Source organism: Streptococcus halitosis, assembly GCF_003143695.2.
In the GTDB taxonomy this organism is placed as follows: Bacteria; Bacillota; Bacilli; order Lactobacillales; family Streptococcaceae; genus Streptococcus; species Streptococcus halitosis.
On record NZ_QEMY02000001.1, the window covers coordinates 230,724 to 243,861 of the forward strand.

A 13,138-nucleotide genomic window follows, 5' to 3' on the forward strand; every position below is an offset into this window, starting at 1 on the left:
CATTCTTTGAGATTGGAGCCAGTATGAAAATCCATAAAACCGTGAATCCCGTTGCCTATGAAAATACTTATTATCTAGAAGGGGATCAACACTTAATTGTGGTTGACCCAGGTAGCCATTGGGAAGCTATTCGCAAGACTATTGAGAAAATCAACAAACCAGTTTGTGCGATTCTCCTGACCCACACCCACTACGACCACATTATGAGTCTGGACTTGGTCAGAGATACTTTTGGAAATCCCCCTGTTTATGTAGCAGAGAGTGAAGCTTCTTGGCTTTATACACCTGTAGATAATCTCTCTGGTCTCCCTCGTCACGATGATATGGCAGATGTGGTCGCAAAACCAGCAGAACACACCTTTGTCTTTCACGAGGAATACCAGCTTGAGGAATTTCGTTTTACAGTTCTACCAACCCCAGGGCACTCTATCGGAGGTGTTTCCCTCGTTTTTCCTGAGGCCCATCTAGTCTTGACGGGTGATGCTCTTTTCCGAGAAACCATCGGACGGACCGATCTTCCTACAGGTAGCACGGAACAACTCCTCCATAGTATCCAAACTCAACTCTTCACCCTTCCTAACTACGATGTCTACCCTGGGCATGGTCCAGCTACGACTATCGCTCACGAAAAGACTTTTAATCCCTTTTTCTAGCAAGCAAAAAACCAAGGATAATTTCCTTGGTTTTTATCTTACCAAATAATCACACGATCCTCTGGTGAACGCCACATACCATCGCCTTCTTTGACATCGTAAGTTGTAAAGAAGTCATCGAAGTTTGGCACTTGCACATTGACACGGAGTTTGGCAGGCGCGTGCACGTCGACACTGGCCATGAGTTTCATCAACTCAGGACGACCTTTCATGCGCCAGATACGAGCAAAGTTGTGGAAGAATTCTTCAGCAGAGAAGTCTGGTTCTCTCTTAGCAGCTTCAAGGGCTGCAGCAATTCCTCCTAGGTCGGCAACATTTTCTGATACAGTTAGTTTTCCGTTGATTCTTGCACCGTAAGATTCTTGCCCATCAAACTGGTCGATAACTTTTTGTGTTTTTTCTTTGAAAGCAGTATAGTCACTCTCTGTCCACCAATCCTTGAGGCTACCATTTTCATCAAAGGACGCACCATTTGTGTCAAAGGCATGAGAAATCTCGTGAGCAATAACAGCACCAATCCCACCGTAGTTGGCAGAAGACGATTGATGCAAGTCATAGAATGGAGCCTGTAAAATAGCCGCTGGGAAGACAATCAAGTTCTTCTGAGGATTGTAGTAGGCATTGACCATATGAGCTGGCATCCCCCACTCCTTGTAGTCAACCGGTTGGTTCCACTTGCTCCAGCTGTGCTTGATTTCCACACGCGCAAAGGCTAGGGCATTCTCAAAGAGACTAGCAGTTTCATCCACTACTTTGTCCTTGTAGCGTTCTGGCAATTCCTCTGGATAACCGATATAAGGCTTGATGACATTGAGTTTGACAATGGCCTTGTCTCGCGTTTCAGGCGTGAGCCAGTCGTTCTTAGCCAAGCGTTCCTTATAAACGTCAATCATAGTCGCTACTTTTTTCTCTACGTCAGCCTTAGCTTCTGGGGAGAATTTTTCATGCGCATACCAGAGACCAAGAGCCTGCTTGAAAGGACCTTGGGCTAAGTGATAAGCTGCCTTGACCTTGTCCTGTGCTTCTGGCACACCTGAAAGGGCACGTCCGTAAGCACCTGATAAGACACGAATCTCGTCTGTGAGGTAGCTGGTTGAGAGATTGACCACACCCAAAATCAAGGTTGCTTTGAGTAAAGGCCACGCTTCTTCACTATAAAATTGATCTGCTGCTTGCCAGAAACGTTCCTCGTCTACGATAACCTTATCTGGAGTTTGTCCAAGAACTGTTTGGAAGAAATCATCCAATGGAAGTGCAGGGGCAAATTTCTTGAAATCTTCATAAGCGTATGGATGGTAGAGTTTGGCATATTCTGAACTTTCTTCGTTAGAAAGCACTACAGCCGCAGTGCGACGGTCCAATTCCAATCGTTTCTCTAGTAAATCTGCGATTTCCTCATCTGAAAAATCATAGGCTTTGAGAAGATTCGTAGTACTTTCCTTCCACAAACCTAACAACTCCTCACGCTGAGGATGGTCTTCAGCGTAGTAGGTTGTATCTGGCAAGATAGTTCCTGGAGCACTGGCCCAGAGAACATTGGTTCTGGCATCCATAAAGTCTGGTGATACTCCAAATGGAAGGAAGTTTGGCTTCCCTGCTAGTTCAAACTCTGTCAGTTTGCTGGTGAAATCTGCAAAGCTCTCCAAATCTTGGTATTCCTTGAGCATTGGCAAAACAGGATTAATCCCATCTGCTTCTCTCTTGTCAAAATCACGTACCATACGATGGTACTTAACAAAGTTTGCGAGGATGGCATCCTCTGGGACTTTTTCACCTGCCAACCACTTGTCCGTATTCGCCAGCATCAACTCTTCAATTTCCTCATCAAGGTCAATAAAACCACCTGTTCGAGATTTGTCAGCTGGAATAACAGCTGTTTTTTCCCATTCGCCATTGATTGCATCATAAAAATCGTCTTGATAACGTGTCATCTTGTTCTCGCTTTCATTTTTTCACTTATTCTTAGCTTAGCAAAAAACACTTGGAAATGCAATTAAAAATGGTTTCTCTTTTCACTTCATTTTTCAGTTATTATTTTAAATTTTTCAAAAATTAACTTGACTTAATTTTTTTTTTAAGGTATATTAAAAGACAGGAGGAATACAACTGTATGATACGTATCGAAAACCTCAGTGTCTCCTACAAAGAAACGTTGGCACTAAAGGATATTTCACTAGTGCTCCAAGGACCAACTATTACCGGAATTATTGGTCCAAACGGTGCTGGAAAATCAACTTTATTAAAAAGTATGTTGGGAATTATCCCACATGAAGGTCAGGCCTTTCTCGATGACAAAGAATTCAAGAAATCTTTACATCGAGTTGCCTATGTCGAGCAAAAGATCCATATCGACTACAATTTCCCTATCAAGGTCAAGGAATGCGTCTCTCTGGGACTCTATCCATCCATCCCACTCTTTCACACCTTAAAGGCTAGTCACTGGAAAAAAGTGGCAGATGCACTTGAAATCGTTGGACTCTCAGACTATGCTAATCGCCAAATCAGCCAGCTCTCAGGAGGACAATTTCAACGTGTGTTGATTGCCCGTTGCTTAGTGCAGGAAGCTGACTACATCTTTCTAGATGAGCCATTTGTCGGGATTGACTCGGTTAGTGAAGAGATTATCATGAATACGCTGAGAGACCTTAAAAAAGCTGGTAAAACAGTTCTCATCGTCCATCATGACCTCAGCAAAGTCCCCCATTATTTCGACCAAGTTTTGCTTCTCAATCGAGAATTAATAGACCTTGGCCCAACTAAAGAAACCTTTACCGAAGCCAATCTTAAGAAGGCCTACGGTAGCAAACTCTTTTTCAATGGAGGTGACCTATGATAGCAGAATTTATCGATGGATTGCAACATTTCCATTTCCTACAAAACGCCTTGATAACAGCTATAGTCATCGGAGTGGTTGCTGGAGCTGTGGGATGTTTTATCATCCTACGTGGGATGTCTCTCATGGGAGATGCTATCTCTCACGCAGTTTTGCCCGGCGTAGCCCTTTCCTTTATCCTGGGAATTGATTTCTTTATTGGAGCCATTATCTTTGGCTTGATGGCCTCCATCATCATTACCTATATCAAGGGAAACTCTATCATCAAGAGTGACACTGCCATTGGTATTACCTTTTCATCTTTCTTAGCCCTAGGTGTCATCTTGATTAGTGTTGCCAAGAGTTCGACAGACCTCTTCCATATCCTTTTCGGGAATATCCTCGCTGTCCAAGACATGGATATGTGGATTACCATTGGTGTGGGGGCAATCATTCTCTTGATTATCGGGATTTTCTTTAAACAACTATTGATTACATCCTTTGACGAGCTCCTGGCTAAAGCCATGGGAATGCCTGTCAATTTCTACCACTATCTGCTCATGGTGCTCTTGACCCTTGTGTCCGTCACCGCCATGCAAAGTGTTGGAACCATTCTTATCGTGGCTATGCTAATCACCCCAGCTGCGACGGCTTATCTTTACGCTAATAGCCTAAAGAGCATGATTTTCCTTTCATCAAGTCTAGGAGCTCTAGCTTCTGTTGTGGGACTCTTTATCGGCTATAGCTTCAATCTCGCAGCAGGATCGAGCATCGTGCTCACATCTGCCAGTTTCTTTCTCATTAGCTTCTTTATCGCTCCAAAACAACGATATTTGAAACTGAAACATAAAAAAATCAATAAATAAGGGGAGACCCTTTCTGGAGGAATCTAATGAAAAAATTAGGTACATTGCTTGTACTCTTTCTTTCCGTTATTGCACTTGTAGCATGTGCTAGCGGAAAAAAAGATGCTACTTCTGGTCAAAAACTAAAAGTTGTTGCTACAAACTCAATTATCGCTGATATTACCAAAAATATCGCTGGTGACAAGATTGATCTTCACAGTATCGTTCCTGTTGGTCAAGACCCACACGAATACGAACCACTTCCTGAAGACGTTAAGAAAACTTCTCAAGCTGACTTGATTTTCTATAACGGTATCAACCTTGAAACAGGTGGCAATGCTTGGTTTACCAAATTGGTCGAAAATGCCAAGAAAACTGAAAACAAAGACTACTTTGCAGTTAGCGACGGTGTAGACATCATCTACCTTGAAGGCCAAAACGAGAAAGGCAAAGAAGACCCACACGCTTGGCTCAACCTTGAAAATGGGATGATTTATGCTAAAAATATTGCTAAACAGCTCATTGCCAAGGACCCTAGCAACAAGGAATTCTACGAAAAAAATCTCAAAGACTATACTGAAAAACTAGACAAACTGGACAAGGAAGCCAAAGAGAAATTTAACAATATCCCTGCTGAAAAGAAACTCATCGTAACCAGCGAAGGATGCTTCAAATACTTCTCTAAAGCCTACGGTGTTCCAAGTGCCTACATCTGGGAAATCAACACGGAAGAAGAAGGTACTCCTGAACAAATCAAAACCTTGGTTGAAAAACTTCGCCAAACAAAAGTTCCATCACTCTTTGTTGAATCAAGTGTCGATGACCGTCCAATGAAGACTGTTTCACAAGACACAAACATCCCAATCTACGCACAAATCTTTACTGACTCAATCGCTGAAGAAGGCAAAGAAGGCGACAGCTACTACAGCATGATGAAATACAACCTTGACAAGATTGCTGAAGGTTTGTCTAAGTAATCCACTAAAAAACGTCGTTCTCACGTGAATGGGCGTTTTTTTATCACTTAATTTCCGGTCAAATCATTGGAAAAATCTGACAATTCTCGGTAAAATAAAAGAAAAAAGAATGGAGTAGTTTCATGACCACTTTTCTCGGAAATCCTGTAACTTTTACAGGTAAACAACTGCAAGTCGGAGACAAGGCACTTGACTTTTCTCTTACAACAACCGATCTCTCTAAAAAAACGCTAGCTGACTTTGATGGAAAGAAAAAAGTCTTGAGTGTTGTCCCTTCTATCGATACTGGTGTCTGCTCAACGCAAACACGTCGATTCAACCAAGAACTTGCCAACCTTGACAACACCGTCGTTCTTACCGTTTCTATGGACCTACCATTTGCCCAAGGACGCTGGTGTGGGGCTGAAGGTCTTGACAATGCCATCATGCTATCAGACTACTTTGACCATTCTTTCGGGCGCGATTATGCCCTTTTGATTAACGAGTGGCATCTCCTTGCACGTGCCGTCTTTGTTCTCGATACTGACAATGTCATCCGTTACGTAGAATACGTTGACAACATCAACACGGAACCAGATTTTGAAGCTGCTATTGCTGCAGTGAAAGAACTGGACTAAAATCAAAGCCATTAGGGCAGAAGGCTAGAGAAATCTAGCTTTTTTTGATATACTAGATGGAGAGAAAAGACAAGAGGAAACGAATGACGCCAAATAAAGAAGACTATCTAAAATGTATTTATGAAATCGGTACGGAGATGCAGAAAATCACCAATAAGGAAATTGCTACCCGTATGCAAGTCTCTCCACCTGCCGTAACAGAGATGATCAAACGCATGAAAAGTGAAAATCTCATCCTCAAGGATAGGGAGAATGGCTATCTATTGACAGATATTGGGCTCAAACTAGTCTCCGAACTCTATCGCAAACACCGGTTGATTGAGGTCTTTCTAGTTCACCATCTCGACTATACCAGTGACCAGATCCATGAGGAAGCTGAGGTCCTAGAGCACACTGTATCTGACCTCTTCGTAGAGAGACTGGATAAACTACTGGGCTTCCCTAAAACCTGCCCCCACGGAGGAACCATCCCAGCTAAGGGAGAGCTCCTGGTCGAAATCAACAACCTACCTCTAGCAGATACCAAAGAAGCCGGTACCTATCTCCTGACTCGGGTTCACGATAGCTTTGATCTGCTCAAATACTTAGAAAAGCATGAAATTCATATCGGTGACCAAGTCCAAGTCAAGCAGTTTGATAATTTTTCCAATACCTTTACACTGGTCAACAAAGACGAAGACCTCCAAGTTAGTATGGATATCGCCAAACAACTCTATGTCGAAAAAATCAACTAATTTCTCAAGTACCCCAACCACCCCTGAAAATTTTATTTTCAGGGTTTTATTTCTATCATTTGATTTTGCTTTCATTTAGTTGTAGAATATTTGTTAAAAAAAGAAAGATAGTTTAACATATGAAAAAATCACTAAAAATTTTTGCGACATCTAAATGGTTTGACCTTTTCGGGGTTGCTTTGGTCGTTGGGATTGCGATTGCATCTGGTTACCTCAACTCACGTCTCGACAAATTTGTAGACTGGGGACCATGGACTGCACTTGTTCCCTTTGGATTGATTTCCGTAACCAACGTTGGGATTTCCATGTTGTCCACTCGTTTCACGGGAAAATTAAGCAAATGGGGAAATTACTTTGGCATTATCAATACGATTTTGTCTGGTACCATTGATTATATCCTTGGAAATAAGGCGGCCATTATCACCTATCCTGTTACCTTTCTCATCTATACCTTTGCTATTAAGAAATGGGAAGCTTCGCAAGAAGGTAGACCCAACCAAATGAGCCAAAAACAGGTAAAATTGGCAGCCATCATCATTTCAATCATCGCCTTCCTCTTTGCCTTTGTGACCAACTATATCGGCTATGGAGGAAAGATGAATCTCCTTGCCTACGTGACAACTATTGCCTTTGCACTGTCCCTCATTGCCAATGCTTTAAACGCATTGAAACTGACAACTCAGTGGGGATTTTGGTTGATTTACAATTTTGTGCAGCTGACAAAGGCTGGCATTCAAGGCAACTTCGCTAATATCGGTAAATACATCTTTTATATCCTCAATGCAATCGGAGCTTTATTTGTCTGGAATGACAAAGAAGATAGATAACAGAAGGAGACTCAAATAAAGAAAGAAAGACGACTTAATAGAATCTTCCTTCTACTATTTATTATCATTTTATACTCTTCGAAAATCTCTTCAAACCACGTCAGCTTCGCCTTGCCGAAGATATATGTAACTGACTTCGTCAGTCTTATCTACAACCTCAAAGCAGTGCTTTGAGCAACCTGTGGCTAGCTTCCTAGTTTGCTTTTTGATTTTCATTGAGTATTAGTTGTAACTCTCATTCGTTTAGTGTAGAATGAAGCTAGATAAAAGAGGGAGGTTTTCCTATGAAAAAGCTCTTTAGAATCCATTTTGCAGCCATTGCACTCTACGATTTGCTACTATTAGCAATTTTTATCTCCAAAACCGATCTCTCTGTAGGCTGGCTCCTGCTGTCTGGTTTTATTTTCATCCTTGCTCAAGGACTACTGCTATTTCGCTTGGTCTTCCGACTCAAACATCATTTCCCTGAGATTTATCCTCAAATCAATAAAAAGATTCGCTTCTACTATTTAGGAGTTTTCACCATTGACTTTCTATTATTTGTCCTTTTAGCCTTCACTAGTTCTCAGCGATTTTCCTCTCTTATGCCAATCGTCACTTCTTGCCATTCTACTTTTTATTATCTGACGGCTAACTACCTAAGAGAAAACTATCCAGACTTTTACGACAAACACATTTCTTTATGTGATTGTTTCTAAACAAAAACCAAGCCAGCTGGGCTTGGTTTTCTTATCTATTTTTAGTATCAAGGATAATGGTGACTGGTCCGTCATTGACCAGCTCCACCTGCATATCCGCTCCAAAGATACCTGTCTGAACGGGCACTTCTTGTGCTAGTTTTTGATTGAAAGCGTCATAAAAGTCTGATGCCATATCAGGCTTGGCTGCACCTGTAAAGGCTGGACGATTGCCCTTCTTAGTATCTGCAAAGAGGGTAAACTGAGAAATCGAAAGGATTTCCCCTTCAATATCCTTGACAGATAGATTCATCTTGCCTTCTGCGTCTGAAAAGATCCGCATATTGACAAGCTTTCGGACAGCATAATCCAGATCTTCCTCTTGGTCCTCTGGACCTACACCGACCAACAGTAAGAGCCCCTGATTGATTTTCCCCTGAACCTGACCTTCGATACTCACTTGGGCTTTTTTAACCCGTTGGATAATGATTTTCATAATAGCCTTTCTAGTAACTGAGGGGAGAATTAGCCGTTGGTCCGTTTGACAGAGTAGACCTCAGGCACACTCTTAATCTTATCCACGACTGTAGTCAGTGTAGAGAGGTTGGAAATACCAAAGGAGACATGGATATTGGCAAATTTCATATCCTTGGTTGGTTGAGCATTAACGGTCGAGATATTCTTAGTTGTGTTGGAGAGAACTTGTAAAACATCGTTCAAAAGCCCTGTACGGTTGAGACCATAGATATCGATGTGGGCAGTGTATTCCTTGCTTGAGAATTGATCTTCCCATTCCACATCAAGGAGACGTTGCTCGTAGTTTTCTTGGGCACGTAGATTCATACAATCCACACGGTGAATAGCTACACCTCGTCCCTTGGTAATGTAGCCGACAATGTCGTCACCCGGAACTGGATTGCAACACTTAGCAATCCGCACTAAGAGACCTGAAGCACCTTCAATGACCACACCACCCTCATGCTTGACCTTGAGGGTTTCTTTGTTTTCGACCTTAACTTCGCCACCTTTGACAAGCTCTTCTGCTTCCGCCTTTGCCTTGGCGCGTTCTTCCTCACGACGTTCCTTTTCGGTCAAACGGTTAAAGATCGTAATAGCACCAATTTCTCCAAAACCAATAGCTGCATAGAGAGCCTCTTCTGTCTTGTAGCTGGTCTTTTGAAGAACCTCGTCCATATGACGCTTGTCCATGAATTTATTGGCTACATAGCCGTTTTCTTGGAACTGGGCCATCAGCATCTCACGGCCCTTGTTAACAGATAATTCCTTGTCTTGATTTTTAAAGAACTGACGAATCTTGTTGCGCGCCTTGCTGGTCTTGACCATATTGAGCCAGTCACGACTCGGACCAAAGGAATTCGGGTTGGTAACAATTTCAACCTGATCCCCTGTCTTGAGCTTAGTTGTCAGCGGAACCATACGGCCATTGACCTTGGCACCAGTTGCTTTTTCACCGACTTTGGTATGGATTTCATAGGCAAAGTCAATCGGTCCTGAATCTTTTGGTAGGGAGCGAACCGCACCATCAGGAGTAAAGACGTAAATCTCCTCCGCCAGATAGTTTTCCTTAACAGAGTCCACAAATTCCTTGGCATCATCAGCCTGGTCTTGGAGCTCCATCATCTCCTTGATCCAGTTCATCCCAATAGCAGATTCCTTGCTGTTGACCTGCCCTTTAATGCCTTTCTTATAAGCCCAGTGAGCTGCAACCCCGTACTCAGCCACTTCGTGCATTTCCTTGGTCCGAATCTGGAATTCAATCGGCCCTTTTGGCCCATAAACGGTTGTATGGATAGACTGGTAACCATTGGCCTTACGATTGGCGATATAGTCTTTGAAGCGGCCTGGCATAGGTTTCCAAAGTTCATGCACATAACCCAGCATAGCATAGACATCACTCTGGGTATCTAAGATACAGCGAATGGCAATCAGGTCATAAATTTCCTCAAAGCGTTTCTTCTTATCCTGCATCTTGCGGTAGATCGAATAGATATGCTTAGGACGACCATAGATTTTCCCTTTGAGATTGCGTTCGGTAGCGTACTCTTCCAACTTGGTTACGACTTCATCAACCAAAGCCTCACGTTCTCTGCGTTTTTCCTTCATCATGTGGGTAATCTTGTAAAACTCAGTTGGATTGAGGTAACGGAAAGATAGATCTTCCAACTCCCACTTGACACTGGAAATCCCCAGACGATGAGCAAGTGGTGCGTAAATTTCCATAGTTTCTCTGGAGATACGTTCTTGCTTGTCCTTTCGCAGGTGTTTGAGAGTCCGCATATTGTGCAAACGGTCCGATAATTTAACCAAGATAACACGGATATCCTCAGACATGGCCATAAGCATCTTGCGGTGATTTTCAGCCAATTGTTCCTCGAGTGATTTGTACTCAACCTTACCAAGCTTGGTCACTCCATCAACGATAATCCGAACATCGTGACCGAACTCTCTCTCCAAATCATCCAGTGTCGCATCTGTGTCTTCAACCACGTCATGCAAAAAACCACAGGCAACGGTTACGGCATCCAGCTTGAGCTTAGCCAAAATTCCTGCTACCTGAATGGGATGGATAATATAGGGCTCACCTGATTTCCGAAACTGCCCACTATGACAATCAACTGCGTAAATCAATGCTTTTTGTACAAAAGCAACGTCTTCCTTTGATAAATATTCTCTCGTTAAAGCGACTACCTGATCGCCCGTCAAATTCACTTCTTTCGGCATCTATACTCTCCAATTCTTCCTACCATTTTATCACTTTTTTAAGGATATGAAAACTAGAAAAGCCTGTTTTTATGCCAATACCAATCATTAAAAAAACACTGCCAGATTTCTCTAGCAGTATTTTGACATTTCATTTGCTTAGTAGACTGTTTTTTCAGTTTCTACGTCGAAGAAGTGTGCTTTGTTCAAGTCAAATCCAAGTTCAACTGTTGCACCTGTTTGCAAGTAGTCACGAGCATCCACTTTTGCAACAAATTCGTCTTTACCAACTTGGCAGTAAAGGTGAGATTCTGAACCAAGCAATTCTGATACTGAGATAGTAGCTTTGACAACTGATTCTGGGAATGTTTCAAGGAAAGCAGGTTCTGCATTCACGTCTTCTGGACGAATACCGAAGATCAATTCTTTTCCTTCGTAGCCTTTTTCACGAAGAACTTTCAAAGCACCTTCTGGAACTTTCAAGCGGAAACCGTCAGAAACAATTTCATTGCCTTCTAATTTCACATTGATGAAGTTCATAGCTGGGCTTCCGATAAATCCTGCTACGAATTTATTAACTGGGTTTTTGTAAACTTCTTGAGGAGTACCGATTTGTTCTACACGTCCGATAGTACCTGTACCAGCAGGGTTCTTAGTTGCTGACATGATAACGATACGGTCTGCAAGAGTCATCGCTTCTGTTTGGTCGTGGGTTACGTAGATAGTTGTAGCCCCGATACGGCGGTGGATTTTCGCAATTTCAGCACGCATAGATACACGAAGTTTGGCATCCAAGTTTGACAAAGGTTCGTCCATCAAGAACACTTTTGCATCACGGACAATCGCACGACCCATGGCAACACGTTGACGTTGACCACCTGAAAGGTCAGCTGGTTTACGATCCAAAAATTCTTTCAAACCAAGAATTGCTGCAGCTTCTTGCACACGTTTGTCGATGTCTTCTTTGCTGTATTTACGCAATTTCAAACCGAAAGCCATGTTGTCATAAACAGTCATGTGTGGGTAAAGAGCGTAGTTTTGGAATACCATGGCGATGTCACGGTCTTTTGGAGCCACGTCATTGACAACCACGCCATCGATAGATGCAGTACCTTCTGTAATGTCTTCAAGACCCGCAATCATACGAAGAGTTGTAGATTTACCACATCCTGAAGGACCTACGAAAACGATAAATTCTTTGTCTTTGATGTCCAAGTTGAAGTCTTCAACTGAGTAGTGTTCGCTGTTTGGATATTTTTTGTAAATGTTTTTAAGATTTAATTCTACCATCGAGGTAAACTCCTTTTGTCTTTTGATAGTTTTATTATAGATGAAAACGCTTTATTTTTCTATGGCAAGGTGACCAAAAAAATAAAAAAGTTCTGTGCAACTTGCACAAAACTTTAGAGAATATCTGCTAAAATCAACTGATAACACAGGGTGAGATCCGTCAACTCCTTCAACTGTAGCCCTGTCAATTCTTCCCATTTATCAATCTTGTATTGGAGAGAATTGCGATGCAGATAGAGTTGCTGGGCTGTTTTAGTTAGGACAGCACTGTTTTCCCAAAGAGAGAGAATGATTTCCTGAATCTGGTCCTGATCCAAGATCATCTGGTGCAGGCATTCTTTGATTACCTTCAGGTCCACTAATCTTTCTCCCATACTCCAAAGATAGAGTTGTGAAAAGGTGTGTACACCTTGGTGACCCTGACGCCACCATGTCTTAAACAAGTCCCGCTCTGCTTGGATTAAATCTGACAGAGCCTGATACCCAGTCTGAGACCAAACCTGCCCCAACATGATAGACAGACGAAGGCCAAAGTCATACTCAACCGCTTCAATCGTATCAGATAAGATTGAGCGGACAGAGCTGTACTTATCTTGTTGAAGCACGAATACATAATCCTGAGCACCGACCTGTAGCACTGTCTGGCAGTTGGGAAAAAGAGTCCGCATCATATCCAACCAAGAGGCTAGATTTTCCTGTTGGTAATAAGATAGATGGCAATAAACCAATTGAATCTTTTTGAAAGCTTGCGGTGCCTGCCCCTTCCCCTCAATCAGATAGGGATACCAAGGATTGAGCGAACGAGCCTGCTCCTGCTGGGTCAAAAGGGCAACCAACTGCTTTTCACGCTCGCTGAGCCCAGCTTCCTCCAGTAAAATCCACTGCTGAGAGGCTAAAGGAAGAGTAAGATAGCCTGGTCTCTCAATCGGCTGATCTGAAATCTGAGCTTCAGGAAACCAGTCCTGTAATTCCTTTGCAATCATAT

Annotated in this window: 13 protein-coding genes; 8 read left to right on the top strand and 5 right to left on the bottom strand. The window is 42.5% G+C overall.

Annotated elements, in window-relative coordinates; translation table 11 throughout:
* Positions 1-23 precede the first annotated feature (23 nt).
* Entirely contained in the window at positions 24-653 is a 630-nt protein-coding gene (locus DB729_RS01245; RefSeq protein WP_109289713.1) for an MBL fold metallo-hydrolase, read from the top strand.
* A 38-nt stretch (positions 654-691) separates the two neighbouring features.
* Here DB729_RS01245 and DB729_RS01250 read toward each other — a convergent pair whose 3' ends face one another.
* The gene (locus tag DB729_RS01250; RefSeq protein WP_109289712.1) at positions 692-2,584 is read right to left on the bottom strand and encodes a M13 family metallopeptidase; all 1,893 of its coding nucleotides are present in this window, start codon (positions 2,582-2,584) and stop codon (positions 692-694) included.
* A gap of 179 nt (positions 2,585-2,763) precedes the next feature.
* Between DB729_RS01250 and DB729_RS01255 the strand changes: the two genes are divergently transcribed.
* The 7 genes from DB729_RS01255 (at position 2,764) to DB729_RS01290 (ending at position 8,163) form a co-directional block, all read left to right on the top strand.
* Positions 2,764-3,486, top strand: coding sequence for a metal ABC transporter ATP-binding protein (locus DB729_RS01255; protein WP_109289711.1), 723 nt, complete (start codon positions 2,764-2,766; stop codon positions 3,484-3,486).
* On the top strand, positions 3,483-4,331 hold the full coding sequence (locus DB729_RS01260; protein WP_084937391.1) for a metal ABC transporter permease: 849 nt from the start codon (positions 3,483-3,485) through the stop codon (positions 4,329-4,331). The genes DB729_RS01255 and DB729_RS01260 overlap by 4 nt, the downstream gene beginning before the upstream one ends.
* Positions 4,332-4,357: 26 nt before the next feature.
* Positions 4,358-5,287, top strand: a complete 930-nt coding sequence (locus DB729_RS01265; RefSeq protein WP_000733081.1) for a metal ABC transporter substrate-binding protein — start codon at positions 4,358-4,360, stop codon at positions 5,285-5,287.
* 122 nt (positions 5,288-5,409) lie between these two features.
* Entirely contained in the window at positions 5,410-5,904 is a 495-nt protein-coding gene (tpx, locus tag DB729_RS01270) for a thiol peroxidase (protein ID WP_000206541.1), read from the top strand.
* Between the two features lie 83 nt (positions 5,905-5,987).
* Positions 5,988-6,638, top strand: coding sequence for a metal-dependent transcriptional regulator (locus tag DB729_RS01275; protein ID WP_109289710.1), 651 nt, complete (start codon positions 5,988-5,990; stop codon positions 6,636-6,638).
* A 119-nt stretch (positions 6,639-6,757) separates the two neighbouring features.
* Positions 6,758-7,465 (top strand): nicotinamide mononucleotide transporter, encoded by a 708-nt coding sequence (locus tag DB729_RS01285; RefSeq protein WP_208637867.1) that lies wholly within the window; start codon positions 6,758-6,760, stop codon positions 7,463-7,465.
* A 284-nt stretch (positions 7,466-7,749) separates the two neighbouring features.
* Positions 7,750-8,163 (top strand): hypothetical protein, encoded by a 414-nt coding sequence (locus DB729_RS01290; RefSeq protein WP_109289709.1) that lies wholly within the window; start codon positions 7,750-7,752, stop codon positions 8,161-8,163.
* A 31-nt stretch (positions 8,164-8,194) separates the two neighbouring features.
* Here DB729_RS01290 and dtd read toward each other — a convergent pair whose 3' ends face one another.
* From dtd to DB729_RS01310, 4 genes are all read right to left on the bottom strand, one after another.
* The gene (gene dtd / locus DB729_RS01295; RefSeq protein ID WP_000691419.1) at positions 8,195-8,638 is read right to left on the bottom strand and encodes a D-aminoacyl-tRNA deacylase; all 444 of its coding nucleotides are present in this window, start codon (positions 8,636-8,638) and stop codon (positions 8,195-8,197) included.
* A 29-nt stretch (positions 8,639-8,667) separates the two neighbouring features.
* On the bottom strand, positions 8,668-10,884 hold the full coding sequence (locus DB729_RS01300) for a RelA/SpoT family protein (RefSeq protein ID WP_109289708.1): 2,217 nt from the start codon (positions 10,882-10,884) through the stop codon (positions 8,668-8,670).
* A gap of 138 nt (positions 10,885-11,022) precedes the next feature.
* The gene (locus tag DB729_RS01305) at positions 11,023-12,153 is read right to left on the bottom strand and encodes an ABC transporter ATP-binding protein (RefSeq protein ID WP_000229937.1); all 1,131 of its coding nucleotides are present in this window, start codon (positions 12,151-12,153) and stop codon (positions 11,023-11,025) included.
* A gap of 113 nt (positions 12,154-12,266) precedes the next feature.
* Complete coding sequence (locus tag DB729_RS01310) at positions 12,267-13,136, bottom strand: helix-turn-helix domain-containing protein (RefSeq protein ID WP_109289707.1); 870 nt, start codon at positions 13,134-13,136, stop codon at positions 12,267-12,269.
* Between the last annotated feature and the right edge of the window lie 2 nt (positions 13,137-13,138).